Source organism: Streptomyces sp. NPDC050264, from assembly GCF_040655895.1.
Taxonomy (GTDB): domain Bacteria; phylum Actinomycetota; class Actinomycetes; order Streptomycetales; family Streptomycetaceae; genus Streptomyces.
Genome location: NZ_JBFAKV010000011.1, coordinates 22,676 through 39,602, shown reverse-complemented (window position 1 = coordinate 39,602; position 16,927 = coordinate 22,676). Strand labels below are relative to the sequence as shown.

Annotated in this window: 14 protein-coding genes; 8 read left to right on the top strand and 6 right to left on the bottom strand. The window is 70.8% G+C overall.

What is annotated here, in order from left to right; all coding sequences use genetic code 11:
- Positions 1-119: 119 nt before the first annotated feature.
- The 3 genes from AB0J02_RS21040 to AB0J02_RS21030 all read right to left on the bottom strand — a co-directional run bounded on the left by AB0J02_RS21040 (position 120) and on the right by AB0J02_RS21030 (position 2,158).
- Positions 120-644 (bottom strand): hypothetical protein, encoded by a 525-nt coding sequence (locus AB0J02_RS21040; protein ID WP_363195242.1) that lies wholly within the window; start codon positions 642-644, stop codon positions 120-122.
- A 167-nt stretch (positions 645-811) separates the two neighbouring features.
- Entirely contained in the window at positions 812-1,573 is a 762-nt protein-coding gene (locus tag AB0J02_RS21035) for a hypothetical protein (RefSeq protein ID WP_363195241.1), read from the bottom strand.
- A gap of 18 nt (positions 1,574-1,591) precedes the next feature.
- The gene (locus AB0J02_RS21030; RefSeq protein ID WP_363195240.1) at positions 1,592-2,158 is read right to left on the bottom strand and encodes a hypothetical protein; all 567 of its coding nucleotides are present in this window, start codon (positions 2,156-2,158) and stop codon (positions 1,592-1,594) included.
- Between the two features lie 237 nt (positions 2,159-2,395).
- On the opposite strand from AB0J02_RS21030, the gene AB0J02_RS21025 reads away from it, so the two are divergent.
- The 3 genes from AB0J02_RS21025 (at position 2,396) to AB0J02_RS21015 (ending at position 6,597) form a co-directional block, all read left to right on the top strand.
- Positions 2,396-3,340, top strand: a complete 945-nt coding sequence (locus AB0J02_RS21025; protein WP_363195239.1) for an SCO0930 family lipoprotein — start codon at positions 2,396-2,398, stop codon at positions 3,338-3,340.
- 297 nt (positions 3,341-3,637) lie between these two features.
- Entirely contained in the window at positions 3,638-4,453 is an 816-nt protein-coding gene (locus AB0J02_RS21020) for an SAM-dependent methyltransferase (protein WP_363195238.1), read from the top strand.
- Complete coding sequence (locus AB0J02_RS21015; RefSeq protein WP_363195237.1) at positions 4,450-6,597, top strand: EAL domain-containing protein; 2,148 nt, start codon at positions 4,450-4,452, stop codon at positions 6,595-6,597. Before AB0J02_RS21020 ends, AB0J02_RS21015 begins: the two co-directional genes overlap by 4 nt.
- A gap of 154 nt (positions 6,598-6,751) precedes the next feature.
- On the opposite strand, the gene AB0J02_RS21010 is transcribed toward AB0J02_RS21015, so the two are convergent.
- Positions 6,752-7,642, bottom strand: coding sequence for a LysR substrate-binding domain-containing protein (locus tag AB0J02_RS21010; RefSeq protein WP_363195236.1), 891 nt, complete (start codon positions 7,640-7,642; stop codon positions 6,752-6,754).
- A 96-nt stretch (positions 7,643-7,738) separates the two neighbouring features.
- Between AB0J02_RS21010 and AB0J02_RS21005 the strand changes: the two genes are divergently transcribed.
- The 4 genes from AB0J02_RS21005 (at position 7,739) to AB0J02_RS20990 (ending at position 12,821) form a co-directional block, all read left to right on the top strand.
- On the top strand, positions 7,739-8,446 hold the full coding sequence (locus AB0J02_RS21005) for a succinate dehydrogenase (protein ID WP_363195235.1): 708 nt from the start codon (positions 7,739-7,741) through the stop codon (positions 8,444-8,446).
- A 6-nt stretch (positions 8,447-8,452) separates the two neighbouring features.
- A complete protein-coding gene (locus AB0J02_RS21000; protein WP_363195234.1) occupies positions 8,453-10,402 on the top strand; it encodes a fumarate reductase/succinate dehydrogenase flavoprotein subunit in 1,950 nt (649 codons plus the stop codon).
- The gene (locus tag AB0J02_RS20995) at positions 10,399-11,148 is read left to right on the top strand and encodes a succinate dehydrogenase/fumarate reductase iron-sulfur subunit (RefSeq protein WP_363195233.1); all 750 of its coding nucleotides are present in this window, start codon (positions 10,399-10,401) and stop codon (positions 11,146-11,148) included. The genes AB0J02_RS21000 and AB0J02_RS20995 overlap by 4 nt, the downstream gene beginning before the upstream one ends.
- A 152-nt stretch (positions 11,149-11,300) precedes the next feature.
- Entirely contained in the window at positions 11,301-12,821 is a 1,521-nt protein-coding gene (locus AB0J02_RS20990; RefSeq protein WP_363195232.1) for an acyl-CoA synthetase, read from the top strand.
- Here the strand turns inward: AB0J02_RS20990 and AB0J02_RS20985 are convergent.
- Both AB0J02_RS20985 and AB0J02_RS20980 read right to left on the bottom strand, forming a co-directional pair.
- Positions 12,798-15,167, bottom strand: coding sequence for an excinuclease ABC subunit UvrA (locus AB0J02_RS20985; protein ID WP_363195231.1), 2,370 nt, complete (start codon positions 15,165-15,167; stop codon positions 12,798-12,800). The two genes, AB0J02_RS20990 and AB0J02_RS20985, sit on opposite strands and share 24 nt — an antisense overlap.
- Before the next feature lie 166 nt (positions 15,168-15,333).
- Positions 15,334-16,365, bottom strand: coding sequence for an MsnO8 family LLM class oxidoreductase (locus AB0J02_RS20980; protein ID WP_363195230.1), 1,032 nt, complete (start codon positions 16,363-16,365; stop codon positions 15,334-15,336).
- A gap of 59 nt (positions 16,366-16,424) precedes the next feature.
- Between AB0J02_RS20980 and AB0J02_RS20975 the strand changes: the two genes are divergently transcribed.
- On the top strand, positions 16,425-16,913 hold the full coding sequence (locus tag AB0J02_RS20975) for a hypothetical protein (RefSeq protein ID WP_363195229.1): 489 nt from the start codon (positions 16,425-16,427) through the stop codon (positions 16,911-16,913).
- Positions 16,914-16,927: the final 14 nt, after the last annotated feature.

Sequence of the window (16,927 nt, the reverse complement as noted above, 5' to 3'; positions counted from 1 at the left end):
CGGGTCCCGACCCCCCTTCGCGGGACCCGCGCACGTGAACGGGCCGGTGCACCGAAGACAGCTCGCATGGTCTTCGAGGCACCGGCCCGTTCGAAGGTCCGTCGGGTGTCGCCGGTACGTCAGCTGTTGTCGTCGGCCGTACGGCGCCGCACGAGGTAGTACGCGGTACCGAGCGCGCCCGTGATCAGGGCCGCGCCGAACCCGATCTCCTTGAGGTCGAAGCCGGCGATGCTGCCGCCGATGCCGGCCTTGACACCGTGGTCGGCGGGCGGGGGATGGGGCACGTCCGGATGTACGGGTCTGCCGCCCGCGATCGTCAGGTCGACGCTGCGGGTGGAGCCGCTCTTGCCCTTGCAGGTGAACGTCACGGAGTAGAGGGCGCCCTGCTTGGCGTCCCAGTCGACGGCGACGCTCTGTGAAGCGCTGCCTTTGCCGAGGGTGACGGTGTCGAAGATCCCGGAGGACACCGTGGTCTTCTTCGCGCAGCCGCTCGCGTTCAGCCGCACCTGCCCGCCCGCGGCGATCGTCGTGGGCTCGACGCTCACCTGGAACGATTCGGAGTCCTCCGCCGCGGCCGACGGTGCGGTGAGAGCGAGTGCGGTGAGGGAGAGCACGGCGGCGGAAGCGGCGCGTATCGCGTGCATGAGGGTTCCTCCGGGTCCACGAGGCGCAGCTGCGGACCGGTTCCGCTCGCTTGGGACAAGCACCTCGCTGCCCGAAACGCTAGGTAATGCCCCGTATGGGCGCGATCCCTGTCGGGCGAACGGGGCACGCGCTTGAGCCGGTCAGGGGATAGCGCGGCCCGATCGCTTCAGTGGGCTCCGGGGAAGAGCATCAGGAACGGTTCGGCGGTGGCCGCGACGCCGCGGCTGTAGGGGGCGTCGAAGTCCCAGATGAGGAAGAGCAGGAAGGCGATCAGGGAGGAGAAGAGGCCGGCCAGGATCAGTTCGCGTCGTGTGCGCCGGATCTGCAGCGCGAAGATCATGCCGATGGTGACCAGGCCGCCGACGATCAGGCCGAACCAGACGACGCCCGGCATCGTGGCGCCGGTGGAGTCCGCGCGGGCGTTGCGCGCGTCGTCCGCCGCCGTCACCTGGTCCAGCAGCGGCTGGTAGGCCTGGGCCTGGAAATCGTTTTTCGGCTCGAAATCGGTGACGTCGTGGCGGACCTTGTCGAGCAGGCGCGTGCCCTTGTCCGTCAGTTCGCCCTTGGTTCGCATCGCGTGCCACTCCGTGGTCACGACATGGCTGACATAGGCGTCGACATCCGCCCGGATCCTGTCCCGGTCCCCGGCGGGATAGACGCGGACGCGCTCGTGGACCTCGTGCAGCGCCTGGGCCTCGTTGCGTACGTGGTCCTGGGCGGCGCTGCGGGCCTCCCAGGCGCCCGCGATGGCCAGACCGAGGACGATCGCGTAGACCACCCCGATCATCATCGTCATGTACTCGATGACGTCCGGTGTCTCGGACGGGTCGTCGTCGTCGCCGATTCTCCGTTGCTGCAGGACCTGGACGATGAGCACGACCGCACAGACGGCGACCATTGCGAGGGCGAGAACAAGCCATTCCGACATCGGAACCTCCACACAGGTTCAGCGGGGGCGCAGTGCGGCGACCGCGAGTACCGCGGGCGCGGTGATGAGCAGGGTGAGCGTGACCAGGGACGGTCCACCGCGCGGCGGAGCCCTGTGCACCGCGGGACGGTAGACGGGAAAGTGCACCGGCTTGGGGGAGAGCTTCGGGGGCTTCGGGGGCTTCGGCGGTTCGGAGTGCGTCGGGGTCGGAGTCGGGGTCGGGTCCGGAGCCGGGGCCGGGGCTGGCGGAGGGGGCGGAGGAGGTGAGGGTGCGGGCGGTGGCGGTGGCGGCGGAGGAGGTGGGGGTGGCGGGGGTGGCGGGGGTGGCGCGGGTTTCGGTGGTGGCGGTGCGGGGTCGGGCTTCTTCGGCGGGGGCGTGCTCGGCCCCGCGCTGCAGCTGACGCCGGAGCCGGAGACCGCCACGGCGCCGCCGGTCGCGCCGCCGTCGACCGAGGCGTACGCGCAGCTGTCGAACGGGGCGAGGGGCGCCGCGGCCGCCATGGGCGCGCCGCACAGCCACGCGGCGGCCACCGCCGCGAGGACTCGGGTGACCAGGGCGGACCTGGCCCGCATGGTTCGGTGCACGACGGAGATCATGAGTGGCGGAACACGGCGGCACGCCGTTGTCGGACCGGAATAACCCGAAGGTGGGTATCGGGAGCACTCGGGGTTTGCGACCCGCCGTGTAACTCGTCCGGGCGGGTACCCGGGGCAATAAATTTTCGAACGCGTTGAACGCACCCGCCGTTCCCGCCCGTACCTAGGGCCATGTGCGGGCCCAGTCGGGTCTCACAACACCCCAGTAACTTGCGGGAGTTGACGATGAAGACCTCCTGGCGGAGCGCCTCGATCGTAGCGACAGCTGCGGCCCTGCTGGCGCTGACGACGGCGTGCGGTCAGGACGCCGGCACGTCCGCGAACGGCCAGAACGTAGGCAATGCCGACCCTGCGCAGGGCGGTTACGGATCCGACGGCTACGGCTCGTCCGGGCAGGACGAGTCGGAGGCCGCGCCCAAGGCCAAGGCCGCGGGACAACTGGCCGTGTGGGACAGCAAGAAGCTCGGCAAGGTCGTCACGGACAGCGCCGGGTTCACGTTGTACCGCTTCGACAAGGACACGGCGCAGCCGCCCAAGGCGAACTGTGACGCGGCCTGCCTGAAGACCTGGCCCGCGGTCCCGGCGAACGGCGCCAAGGCCGCGCCCGGCGTCGACGCGTCCTTGATCGGCGAGGTGGCCGCGGCCGACGGCACCAAGCAACTGACCATCGACGGCTGGCCGATGTACCGCTACGCCATGGACGCGAGCCCCGGTGACGCCAAGGGGCAGGGCGTGGGCGGCACGTGGTACGCGGCGGCCCCCGACGGCAAGAAGGCGAGCCCGGCCGCCGCTGCCGAGCCCGCCGACCTCAAGGGGCTGTCCACGCGCAAGGACCCGAAGCTCGGCGAGATCGTCGTCGACAAGAAGGGCATGACCGTCTATCGCTTCCTGAAGGATTCGGCCTGGCCCATCAAGTCGAACTGTGTCGGCGCCTGCGCGCAGAAGTGGCCCGCGGTCGCCCCGGTCGCCAAGAACGACACCAAGAACATTCCGCTGAAGGGATACATGACCTTCGGCCGGCCCGACGGCACGAAGCAGCAGACCCTGAACTGCTGGCCGGTCTATACGTTCTCCGGCGACAAAAAGGCCGGCGACACCAACGGGCAGGGCGTGGGCGGCACTTGGTACGCGGCCGCGCCCGACGGAAAGCCGGTGGGCGCCCCCGAGTAACAACCGTGGCGACCGCGGTGCGTCGCGGGCGCCGCTCACAGTAGAGTCGTTGAAGGATTGGGCGAATGGCCGGTCCGTTCCCCGTATGACCGAGTGATGGTCATGCGTCGGGAACGGACCGGTTCTTTTCGGTTGGGAAAGAGATGATTTCGGCGTGGTTTCGGATCCTGGCCAATTGGCACGTGCCGCAGGTAGTGACCGAGAACGGACGGTCAATTTCCGTTTTGACTCGCTCCTTTGGCGGCTGATCAGTAGCCTCTGCTCGAACACCGGCTCGCCTACGCCTTGGAGAGATTGATGGAGCGTCCTGCCTGGGCCCCGCAGGGCATCGATATCTCGGTGCCCAGTGTGTCCCGGATCTACGACTATTACCTGGGCGGTTCGCACAACTTCGAGGTCGACCGGGAAGCCGCCCGCAAGGCCATGGAGTTCCTGCCGGGCCTGCCCAAGATCATGCAGGCGAACCGGGCGTTCATGCGGCGGGCCGTGCGCTACGCCGTCGACGCCGGAGTGACCCAGTTCCTCGACATCGGCTCGGGCATCCCGACGTTCGGCAACGTCCACGAGGTGGCGCAGCAGGCGAGCCCCGGCGCCCGTGTGGCCTACGTCGACCACGACCCGGTCGCCGTCGCGCACAGCCGGGCCGTCCTCGAAGGCAACCCGGACACCGCGGTCGTCACGGCCGACCTGCGCAAACCGCGCGAGATCCTGCGCAGCCCCGAGATCAGTGAACTCCTGGATCTGGAGCGGCCGGTGGCGCTTCTCCTCGTCGCCGTGCTGCACTTCATCGAGGACGCCGACGACCCCTATGGGGCGGTCGCCGAACTCAGTGCGGCGCTCGCGCCGGGCAGCCTGCTGATCGTGACGCATGCCTCCTACGAGGGCATGCCGATATCGACGGAGCAGGCCGGCGGCGCGGTCGACGTCTACCGGAACGATGTACGCAATCCGCTGGTCATGCGGGACCGCGAGGAGGTCGGACGGTTCTTCCAGGGGTACGAGGTGGTCGAGCCGGGCATCGTGCAGATGCCGGTGTGGCGGCCGCAGACCGCGCCCGAGGACGAGGACCCGTTCACTTTCGCGGGCTATGTGGGAGTGGGGCGCAAGGCGTGAGCGAAGAGCCGGGCGGACCGGAGGACAGACTGCGCAGGTTCGCCACGATATGGAGCCGGGCGATCTTCCCGGTGACGGCGACATCCCTGACCCGGCCCGAGTTCGAGGAAGAGCTCGTGCCACTCGCCCGCAGGCTGCGCGACGCGCTGGCCGCGCGGGCCCTGGACGCCACGCAGGGGCAGGCCGTCGGGGCCGCTCTGATCAGCGTCCACTGCACCGACCCGGAGGCGCTGAGCCGCACCCTCGACGTCGTCGACGCGTACCTCGTCCTGTACTGCGGCGAGGAGGCGCGCACGGCGGAGCGCGAGGACGATCTGCGGGCCCGCTGCGCCCGCATCCAGCACACCGTCGCCGCCGGCTTCGCGGCCGCGCTGCGGGAACGTACGCTCGCCGAGCAGGAGGCCATCTCGCTGGCCGCGCTGAACGCCCGCAGCGCCGTGGCCGAGGCCCTGCACGCGAGCGAGGCCCGGTTCCGCGCGGTGTTCCACGGTGCCGCGATCGGCATCAGCATCGCCTCCCTCGACGGCACGGTCCTCGAGGTCAACGACGCGCTGGTGCGGATGTTCGGCGGCGCCGAGGGAATGCTGCGCGGACGCAACGTCGCGGAGTGGACCCACCCCGACGACGCCCCGCAGGTATGGCACCTCTACCACGAGCTGGTGCGCGGCGAGCGCGAGCACTACCGCGTGGAGAAGGCGTTCTACCGGCCCGACGGCACCGCCCTGTGGACGAACCTGACGGTGTCGCTGCTGCGCGACGCCGACGGCGTACCGCAGTACCAGCTGGCGCTGATGGAGGACACCACCGAGCGCCGGCTGCTCAACCTCCGGCTCCGGTACGAGGCCACGCACGACGCGCTCACCGGGCTGCCGAACCGCACCCTGTTCTTCGAGCGCCTGGAGAAGGTGCTCGGCGCGGGCGAGGGGATGCGGTTCGGGCTCTGCTACCTCGACCTCGACGGCTTCAAGACCATCAACGACAGCCTCGGCCACGCCGTCGGCGACCGGCTCCTCGTCGAGGTCGCCGACCGCCTCCAGGCCTGCGTGACGGCGCGGGGCGAGATGGTCGCCCGGCTCGGTGGCGACGAGTTCGTGGCCCTGACCACCGGCCGGGACACCGAGGCCGAGGTCGACGAACTCGCCGGACGCATCATGGGAGCGCTTGCCACGCCGATCCGGATCGACGGCCGCGAACTCACCGTGCGCGGCTCCATCGGCATCGTCGAAGGCCCGGTCGGCGACCGCAGCCCCGCGGAGGTGCTGCGCAGCGCCGACATCACGATGTACCGGGCCAAGTCCGCGGGCGGCAACCGCTACGAGCTGGCCGACCCCGAGGCCGACGCCCGCGCCATCACCCGGCACGGGCTGACGACGGCGCTGCCGGCCGCCCTGGACCGCGGCGAGTTCTTCATCGAGTACCAGCCGCTCGTCCACCTCGGCGACGCCAGCGTGCGCGGCGCCGAGGCACTGGTGCGCTGGCGGCACCCGCAGCACGGCGTCCTGGGACCCGACCGTTTCATCCCGCTCGCCGAGCACACCGGTCTCATCGTGCCGCTGGGCCGCTGGGTCCTGGAGGAATCGGTACGGCAGGCCCGCGTCTGGCAGGACCGCCACGAGGAGGCGGGCCCGCTGCGCATCAACGTGAACCTGTCGCCCATGCAGCTCACCCACCCCGGCCTGGTCTCCGACACGGTCGACATCCTGGAGCGGTTCGGTCTCCCGCCGGGCTCGCTGTGCCTGGAGGTGACGGAGTCGGCGCTGATCGGCGCCGACGACGACCTGCTGAAGCCGCTCCGGCGCCTCTCCGAGATGGGCGTCGACATAGCGCTGGACGACTTCGGCACCGGGTACTCGAACCTCGCGAACCTGCGCCGCCTGCCGGTGAACGTGCTGAAGCTGGACCGTTCCTTCACGCAGGGCATGCAGCAGTACCCCGCCGACCCGGTCGATCTGAAGATCGTCGAGGGCATCGTGTCGCTGGCTCACAGCCTCAACCTGGCGGTCACGGTCGAGGGCGTGGAGACGGGCGCGCAGGCCGAGCAGTTGCGGGAGCTGGGCTGTGACACGGCGCAGGGCTGGTACTACGCGCGTCCCGGGCCGCCGGATCGGTTGCATGAATTGGTCCTGGCCGACGCGACGGGTTGAGGGCGGATCGCGCAGTTCCCCGCGCCCCTGAAGGCGCACTGTGTGCGCCCTTTCATGGGGCTGCGGCGAAGCCGCATGCCACAGGGGCGCGGGGAACTGCGCGACCAGCCACGACGAAACGCGCACCCGGCGGCGGACCGGTCACCCCGAGCTGTCACCCGTCCCGCTCCACCAGCATCCGCTGAAGCTCCCGAGCGGCCCGAGGCGGAGCCACATCGCTGCGGTGGGCCAGCGCGATCGTCCGGTGCAGCCCCGGCCGGGCCAGCGGCGTGACGTGCAGATCGGCCCCGGCCCGCAGCGCGACCATGTGCGGCACCACGGCCACCCCGAGCCCCGCCCGGACGAAGCCGAGGACCGCGTCCATCTCGCCGCCCTCCACCGCGAAATCCGGCTCGAACCCCTCCGCCCGGCACGCGGCGACGGTGAGTTCCCGCAGGTCGTAGCCGTGCCGGAACATCACGAGGCGCTCGCCCTCCAGGTCGGAGATCCGGACCGGCGTCCGCCCGCGGCCCGGCCGGCGCGCGTTCGGTGAGGAGACGACCACCAGCTCCTCCCGCAACAGCTCCACCGTCGTGAGGGCGGGCGCCGGCGCCGGCAGGGGGAGTACGACGAGCGCCAGATCCACCGCGCCGCGTGCGAGTTCGCGTACGAGATCGTGCGAGCCGCCCTCCTCGATGAGCAGCTGGATGCCGGGATAGCGGTCGTGGAAGGCGCGCAGCACGTCCGGCAGCAGGCCCGTGCAGAGCGACGGCGTCGCCCCGAGGCGCACCCGCCCGCGCCTGAGCTGCGCCAGCTCCTGCACCTCGTGCCGCGCCGTGTCCGCGTCGGCGAGGATCCGCCGGGCCAGCGGCAGCAGCGCCTCGCCCGCGTCGGTGAGCGTGATGTTGCCGCGGGCCCGGCCGAACAGGTCCGCCCCCAGCTCCCGCTCGAGCGCCCGGATCTGCTGGGACAGCGACGGCTGGGCGACATGCACCAGTTCGGCGGCGCGGGTGAAGTGCCGGGTCTCCGCGACCGCGACGAAGTACTGGAGCTGTTGGAACTGCATAACGCCACGATAGTTCCCCGCATAGGCGATGCCTATGGAAATGAGCCGGACCATGTCTTGGACCGATCGGGTCCTTCGGCCCTACCGTCTTGACCCATGGCACTGGCAACGCGGACGGACCGACGACCGTCCATGACGCGCACGATCTGGGACAGCTCCGTCGGCAAGAAGACGGTGATGGCTGTCAGCGGCATCGTGATGCTGCTGTACCTGGTCGCGCACATGATCGGGAACCTCAAGATCTTCTTCGGGCCCGCCGAGATCAACCACTACGCCCACTGGCTGCGCACCATGGGCGAGCCGGTGCTCCACTACGAGTGGGCCCTGTGGCTCGTGCGCATCGTGCTCGTCGTCGCCGTCGTGGCCCACGCGACGTCCGCGTACCAGCTCAGCCGCCGCGACCTCAAGGCGCGCCCCGACAAGTACGTGCACAAGAAGCCGGGCGCGAGCTATGCCACCCGCACCATGCGCTGGGGCGGCATCATCCTCGCCCTCTTCATCGTCTGGCACATCCTCGACCTGACCACGGGCACCGTGCACCCGGGCGGCTACGAGCACCTGCACCCGTACCAGAACATCATCGACACGTTCTCGACCTGGTACAGCAACGTCATCTACATCGTGGCGATGCTCGCCCTCGGCCTGCACATCCAGCACGGGTTCTGGAGCGCCGCGCAGACCCTCGGGGTCGGCAGCCGGACCCGTGACCGCGTCCTGAAGACCGTCGGCAACGTTCTCGCCGTACTGCTCACGCTCGGTTTCATCGCCGTGCCCGTGGGCGTGATGACCGGATTGGTGAGCTGAATCATCATGACTTCGTATGCGGAGTACGCGACCGGGGAGCCGGTCGTCGACACCAAGGCGCCGGCCGGGCCCGTCAGCGAGCGCTGGGACACGCGCCGCTTCGAGGCGAAGCTGGTCAACCCCGCCAACCGCCGCAAGCACACCGTGATCGTGGTCGGGACGGGGCTGGCCGGCGGCAGCGCCGGGGCCACGCTCGCCGAACAGGGCTACCACGTCGTCCAGTTCTGCTACCAGGACTCGCCGCGCCGCGCCCACTCGATCGCCGCGCAGGGCGGCATCAACGCCGCGAAGAACTACCGCAACGACGGCGACTCGGTGCACCGCCTCTTCTACGACACGGTCAAGGGCGGCGACTTCCGCGCCCGTGAGTCGAACGTGCACCGGCTCGCGCAGATCTCCGTGGAGATCATCGACCAGTGCGTCGCGCAAGGTGTCCCGTTCGCGCGTGAGTACGGAGGCCTCCTCGACACCCGCTCGTTCGGCGGTGTCCAGGTGTCGCGGACGTTCTACGCCCGCGGCCAGACAGGACAGCAGCTGCTGCTCGGCGCCTACCAGGCACTCAGCCGGCAGGTCGCCGCGGGCAACATCGAGCTGCACCCGCGTACCGAGATGCTCGACCTCGTCATCGTCGACGGCAAGGCGCGCGGCATCGTCGCCCGGGACCTGGTCACCGGGAGGATCGACACGTACTTCGCGGACGCCGTCGTCCTCGCCTCCGGCGGCTACGGCAACGTCTTCTACCTGTCGACCAACGCCATGAACAGCAACGCCACGGCGGTCTGGCGCGCCCACCGGCGCGGCGCCTACTTCGCCAACCCCTGCTTCACGCAGATCCACCCCACCTGCATCCCGCGCACCGGCGACCACCAGTCGAAGCTGACGCTGATGAGTGAGTCGCTGCGCAACGACGGGCGCATCTGGGTGCCGAAGGCCAAGGGCGACTCCCGTCCTGCGAACGAGATCCCCGAGGACGAGCGCGACTACTACCTGGAGCGCATCTACCCGGCGTTCGGCAACCTCGTGCCCCGCGACATCGCCTCGCGCGCCGCGAAGAACGTGTGCGACGAGGGCAGGGGAGTGGGCCCCGGCGGGCAAGGCGTCTACCTCGACTTCGCGGACGCGATCGCGCGCATGGGCCGCAAGGCGGTCGAGGCCAAGTACGGCAACCTCTTCGACATGTACCAGCGGATCACCGACGAGGATCCGTACAAGGCGCCCATGCGGATCTACCCGGCCGTGCACTACACGATGGGCGGCCTGTGGGTCGACTACGACCTGCAGACCACCATCCCCGGCCTGTTCGCGATCGGCGAGGCCAACTTCTCCGACCACGGCGCCAACCGGCTCGGCGCCTCCGCCCTGATGCAGGGTCTCGCGGACGGCTACTTCGTCCTCCCCGCCACCATCAACGACTACCTGGCGAAGCACCCGCACACCGACGAGGTGAACGCGGAGCACCCGGCGACCGTCGAGGTCGTGCGCGAGACCGAGGACCGGCTCGCGAAGCTGCTCGCCGTCGACGGGGACCGCACCCCGGACTCCTTCCACCGTGAACTCGGCGAGCTGATGTGGGAGTTCTGCGGCATGGCCCGCACCGAGGAGGGCCTGCGCAAGGCGCTCGACCGGATCCCGCAGATCCGTGAGGAGTTCTGGCGGCGCATCAAGGTCCCCGGCACCGGCGAGGAGTTCAACCAGTCCCTGGAGAAGGCGAACCGCGTCGTCGACTACATCGAGCTCGCCGAGCTGATGTGCCTCGACGCGCTGCACCGCGCCGAGTCCTGCGGCGGTCACTTCCGCGAGGAGTCGCAGACCCCCGACGGCGAGGCCGCCCGCGTCGACGAGGAGTTCTCCTACGCGGCGGCCTGGGAGTTCACCGCGACCGGCGAAGCGCCGACCCTGCACAAGGAAGACCTCGTCTTCGAGTACGTCCACCCCACTCAGCGGAGCTACGCATGAAGCTCACCCTGCGCGTCTGGCGCCAGAAGAACGCCGACGCCGAAGGCGCCATGTCCACGTACGAGGTGGACGGGATCTCGCAGGACATGTCGTTCCTGGAGATGCTCGACACCCTCAACGAGGAACTCATCGTCCAAGGCGACGACCCCGTCGCCTTCGACCACGACTGCCGCGAGGGCATCTGCGGCGCGTGCTCGCTCGTCATCAACGGTGACGCGCACGGCCCGGAGCGCACCACCACGTGCCAGCTCCACATGCGGTCCTTCAAGGACGGCGACACGATCGACATCGAGCCGTGGCGCGCCTCCGCGTTCCCCGTCATCAAGGACCTGGTCGTCGACCGCACGGCCTTCGACCGGATCATCCAGTCCGGCGGCTACATCACGGCTCCGACCGGCGCGGCCCCGGAGGCGCACTCCACCCCCGTCCCCAAGGCGGACGCGGAGTTCGCCTTCGAGAACGCCGAGTGCATCGGCTGCGGTGCGTGCGTGGCCGCCTGCCCGAACGGCGCGGCCATGCTGTTCACCTCCGCCAAGGTCAACCACCTGAACGTGCTGCCCCAGGGCGCGCCCGAGCGCGAGACCCGCGTCCTGGACATGGTGGCGCAGATGGACGAGGAGGGCTTCGGCGGCTGCACGCTCACCGGCGAATGCGCGACGGCCTGCCCCAAGGGCATCCCGCTGTTCTCCATCACCAGCATGAACAAGGAGTGGCTGCGCGCCAACCGCAAGGTCAGCCGCGCCTGAGCCATCGATGACGTCCCGCGAGCAGCGCGGGGTGGGCGGGACCGGGAGTGGTGCTCAAGCCCGGTCCCGTCATCGCGTCCGCAACGCGGGTCACCACTGAGTCGCCGCACGTCCCTGACGCACCGTCACCTTCCTGGCGTACCGTCGTCCCCATGTACCCGGGAGCGTACGACCGAGCCAGGCCGGCCGTCGTCACGGCCGACGGCAACACCACCCTGAGCTATGGGGCGTTGGAGGACAACTCGCTGCGCCTCGCCGACCACCTGCGGGCCGTGGGGCTGCGCAGGGGCGACCACCTGGCCCTGCTGTCCGACAACGATCCGCGCGTCATGGAGGTGTACTGGGCGGCTCTGCGCTCGGGCCTCTACCTCACCGCCGTCAACCACCATCTGACCGCCGAGGAAGCCGCCTACATCGTGCGGGACTGCGGGGCGGCCGCCCTGATCGTCGCCGATGGCCCCCTCGGTGAACTCGGGGACCGGGTAGCGGAGTTGGTGCCCGAGGTAACGCACCGCCTCAACTTCGACGACGGGACGTACGAGGCGGCGCTGGCCGCCGCGTCGGCCGAACCGCCCGCGACGCAGCCACGCGGCACCGACATGCTCTACTCGTCCGGCACGACGGGCCGCCCCAAGGGCATCGAACCCGCGCTGCCCGACGGGGACATCCGCACCGACCCCTCCGTCTACCAGCTGCTCTTCCAGCCCATGTACGGCTTCGACGAGGACACCGTCTATCTGTGCCCGGCCCCGCTGTACCACGCGGCGCCGCTGCGGTTCTGCGGCACGGTCATCGCGACGGGCGGCACGGTCGTCCTCATGAACTCCTTCGACGCGCAAGGGGCGTTGGCGGCGATCGAGCGCCACCGGGTCACGCACAGCCAGTGGGTGCCGACGATGTTCGTGCGCATGCTCAAGCTCCCTGACGCCGTGCGCGCCAGATACGACACCTCGTCGATGAAGGTCGCCGTCCACGCGGCCGCGCCCTGTCCGGTCGAGGTGAAGCGACGGATGATGGAGTGGTGGGGGCCGGTGCTGCACGAGTACTACGCGGCGACCGAGGGGAACGGGATCACCTTCATCGGGCCCGAGGAGTGGCTGCGCAAGCCCGGCTCCGTGGGCCGCGCCGGAATCCTCGGCGAGCTGCGCATCTGTGACGAGGCGGGCAAGGTGCTGCCGCCGGGGAAGACGGGCGTCGTCTACTTCGAGCGCGACGAGCTGCCGTTCCGCTACCACCACGACGAGAGCCGCACGCGCGAGGCACAGCACCCCGAGCACCCCCACTGGACCACCACGGGCGACATCGGCCATGCCGACGAGGACGGCTATCTTTTTCTCACCGACCGCAAGGCCTTCATGATCATCTCTGGCGGTGTCAACATCTACCCGCAGGAGGTGGAGGACTGCCTGGTGCTGCATCCCGCCGTCGCCGACGTCGCGGTCATCGGCGTGCCGGACGAGGAGATGGGCGAGTCCGTGCGCGCGGTGGTGCAGACCGCCGCAGGATGCATCCCCGGGCGGGAGTTGGAGCGCGACCTGATCGCGTACGTACGCGACCGGATGGCGCACTACAAGGTGCCGCGGGAGGTCGAGTTCGTGGCCGCGCTGCCACGGACGCCGACGGGCAAGCTGGCCAAGGGGAAGCTGCGGTCACCGGCCCAGGGCCCGCGCTAGGTAGGGCGCCGTGCGGCTGCCGTCGGCGGCCGCGACGTCCCGTGGCGCTCCCGCGGCGACGACGTGCCCGCCCTCGTCACCGCCGCCGGGCCCCATGTCGAGGACCCAGTCGGCGCCGGCGACCACCGCCATGTCGTGCTCGACGACGACCACAGAGTTGCCCGCGTCGACCAGGCCGTGCAGCTGGCGCAGCAGTACCTCCACGTCGGCCGGGTGCAGTCCGGTGGTCGGCTCGTCGAGGAGGTACAGGGTGTGGCCGCGGCGCACGCGCTGCAACTCGCTTGCCAGCTTGATGCGTTGCGCCTCGCCGCCGGACAGTTCGGTGGCGGGCTGGCCGAGGCGGAGATAGCCGAGCCCCACGTCGAGGAGGGTGCGCAGGCTGCGGAGCACGGACCCGGCCGCGTCGTCGTCGGCGAAGAACCCGGCCGCGGACTCCACGGTCAGGTCGAGCACCTCGGCGATGTTCCGCCCCCGGTATGTCACCTGAAGCGTCTGCGGGTTGTAGCGTGCGCCCGCGCAGTCCGGGCACGGCGCGTACGTGCTCGGCAGGAAGAGGAGTTCGACGCTGACGAAGCCCTCGCCCTGACAGGTCTCGCAGCGCCCGCCCGCGACGTTGAAGGAGAAGCGGCCCACGCCGTACCCCCGGGCCTTCGCCTCGTCCGTGGCCGCGAAGACTTTCCGTACGACGTCGAACAGGCCTGTATACGTGGCCAGGTTGGAGCGCGGCGTCCGCCCGATCGGCTTCTGGTCGACGACCACGAGCCGCCCGACGCCCGCAAGGTCCTCCGTGATCTCGCCGATCAGTGTCGACTTGCCGGACCCGGAAACCCCGGTGACGGCGGTGAACGCGCCCGACGGGAGCTCCACCGTCACGTCCCGCAGGTTGTGCCGCGTCACCGGGCCGACCTTCAACCAGCCAGTGGGTTCCCGTACTTGACGTTCGCTCGGCGGCGCGTCGTCGAACAGGAAGCGGGCCGTCGCCGAGCCCTCCACCCCGCGCAGGTCCGCCACCGGGCCGCTGTGCAGTACCCGCCCGCCGTGCTCCCCGGCCAGCGGGCCGACGTCGACCAGCCAGTCCGCGTGCCGCATCACGTCCAGCTGGTGCTCGACGACGAACACCGAGTTGCCGGCCGCCTTGAGACGGTCGAGAACGGTCAGGAGCGACTCCGTGTCGGCCGGGTGCAGTCCCGCGGACGGCTCGTCGAGTACGTACACGACGCCGAAGAGGCCCGACCTCAACTGCGTGGCCAGGCGAAGCCGTTGCAGTTCGCCCGCGGACAGCGTCGGTGTCGCCCGGTCCAGGCTCAGGTACCCGAGACCGAGCTCGGTGACCGTGGCGATCCGGGCCCCCAGGTCGTCCGTGAGCACCCGCGCCGTCTCGGAGGCGTCGTCGTGAGCCGTGAGGAGTCCGGCCAGCTCCGCGAGGGGGAGCCGCGCCAGCTCGGCGATCGTCCGCCCCGCGAACGTCACCGCGAGCGCCTCGATCCGCAGCCGGGCGCCCCCGCACACCGCACACGGCTCGCTCCGCAGGAACTTCTCCGCCTTCGCGCGCAGCGTCTGGCTCTTGGAGTCCGCGAACGTCTTCAGCACGTACCGGTTCGCGCTCATGTACGTGCCCTGGTAAGGGCGTTGAATGCGACCCGCGTCCCGCACCGGGTGCACGGTGACCACCGGCTGCTCGTCCGTGAACAGGATCCAGTCGCGGTCCGCCTGCTCCAACTCCCGCCAGGGACGGTCCACTTCATAGCCGAGCGCGTCGAGGACGTCCCGCAGGTTCTTGCCCTGCCACGCACCCGGCCATGCGGCGATCGCGCCCTCGCGGATCGAGAGCGACGGGTCGGGAACGAGGAGCGCATCGGTGGTGCGGTGCACACGCCCGAGGCCGTGGCAGGCCGGGCACGCACCGGCCGCCGTGTTCGGCGAGAAGGCGTCCGAGTCGAGCCGCTCCGCCCCCGGCGGGTAGCTGCCGGCGCGTGAGAACAGCATCCGCAGCGAGTTGGACAGCGTGGTGACCGTGCCGACCGACGAACGGGACGTCGGCGCCGAACGGCTCTGCTGCAGCGACACCGCCGGCGGCAGCCCCGTGATCGCGCCGACCTTCGGGGCGCCGACCTGGTGGATGAGGCGGCGCGCGTACGGCGCGACCGACTCGAAGTAGCGGCGCTGCGCCTCCGCGTAGATCGTGCCGAACGCGAGCGACGACTTGCCCGACCCCGACACTCCCGTGAACACCGCGATGACGTCCCGCGGCACGTCCACGTCGACGCCCCTGAGGTTGTGCTCACGGGCAGCGTGGACCCGGACGAAGCCGTCGTGGCGGGGATCCGGCGAGGACGGGTGGTACATGGGCGCGGCTCCAGGTGGTGCGGCGGTCGCGTTCCGGACGCGGGCGGGGCGGGGCGGGGCGGGGCAGGGCAGAGGCAGGGACAGGGGCAAATCGCCCGATTCTAGGCCGCCGTGCGGAGCGGTCGTGCGACGGCACCGGGCCCCGAGCGGGTCGCCGCCTCGCGCGTCAGGCCCGGCCCGCTGTCTGGACCGGGCTGAGCCGGGCGATCCTGGCCAGCCTCCGGTACGACTCCAGCAGCCCCTCACGGTCGTACGTACTGGTCGTGACCAGCACTTCCTGCGCGCCGCTCTCCTTGATGACGGTCTCCAGCTCGTCCGCGACCTGCTGCTCCGTACCCACGATGTGTCCGCGCAGGCCGGACTCGTACAGCTCGCGCTCCTTCGCGGTCATCTCCACGGCCGCGACCCGCTCGGCGGGCGGCAGCGGCGGGAAGGTGCCGTGCGTGCGGGAGTACGCCATCGACCAGGCCTCGGGCACGAGCAGCCGACGGGCCTCCGGCTCGCTGCCGGCCACGGCGACCGTCCCGGAGATCACGACGTACGGCTCCCCGGCCCAGGCCGACGGCCGGAACTCGGCGCGGTAGCGCTCGATGCCGCGCAGCATCTTCTCCCGGCCGCGGAAGTCGCCGATCACCATGGGCAGGCCCGCGCGGGCGGCGATCGACGCGCCCTCGCCCATCGCCAGTACGTACGGCGGCACGGTCAGGCCCTCGCTCGGGCGGGCGTGGGCGCGGGTCGACGACGTGCCGGTGAAGAAGGCGAGCAGCTCGTCCAGCTGCCCGGCGAAGTCCGCCGCGTCGGCGGCGTCCTTGTCGCGGCCGAGTGCAGCGCGGACCCCGTCCGTGAAACCGACGGACCGGCCGATCCCCATGTCGATCCGCCCCGGGAACAGGGATTCCAGGACCCCGAACTGCTCGGCCACGACGAGCGGCTGATGGTTGGGCAGCATGACGCCGCCGGTGCCGACGCGGATCGTGCGGGTCGCCGCCGCGACGGCCGCCGCGAGGACGGTCGGGGCGGAGCCCGCGACGCCGGGCACGCCGTGGTGCTCGGAGACCCAGAGCCCCCGGTAGCCGAGGCGCTCCAGGTCCTGGGCGAGCGAGACGGTGTCGCGCAGCGCCTCCGGGGCGGTGTGGCCCTCGCGGGTGCGGGAGCGGTCCAGGACGGAGAAGCGGGTCGTTTCGATCACGGTGGTCACGTTCGTCTCAACACAGTGGCTCCGCAGGGATTCCCGGATGCGCCCCATAGGGTGCCGTCATGACCCTGGACGCGAGGCCGCTGGCCGTATTCGATCTGGACGGCACGCTCGCCGACACCGCCCACCGGCAGCGGTTCCTGGAGCGCAGGCCGCGGGACTGGGACGGCTTCTTCGCGGCGGCCCCGCACGATCCGCCGCTCGCGCGGGGTGTGGCGCTGGCGCTGGACAGCGCGCGCGAGTGCGAGGTCGTGTACCTGACCGGGCGGCCGGAGCGCTGCCGCGCCGACACCGAGGCATGGCTCGCCGCGCAGGGCCTGCCGGCCGGCGTGCTGAACATGCGGCGCAACGACGACCGCCGGCCCGCCCGGCGCACGAAGCTGGACGTGCTGCGCCGGCTGGCGCGCGGCCGCACGGTACGCATGCTCGTCGACGACGACGAGCTGGTCTGCGACGAGGCGGAGCACGCCGGGTTCACCGTCGTACGGGCCCGCTGGGCGAGCACGTCCGCGGCGCTGAAGGACGCCCAGGAACGCGAAGGCCGCACCTGAGGAGGTGGCGGCCG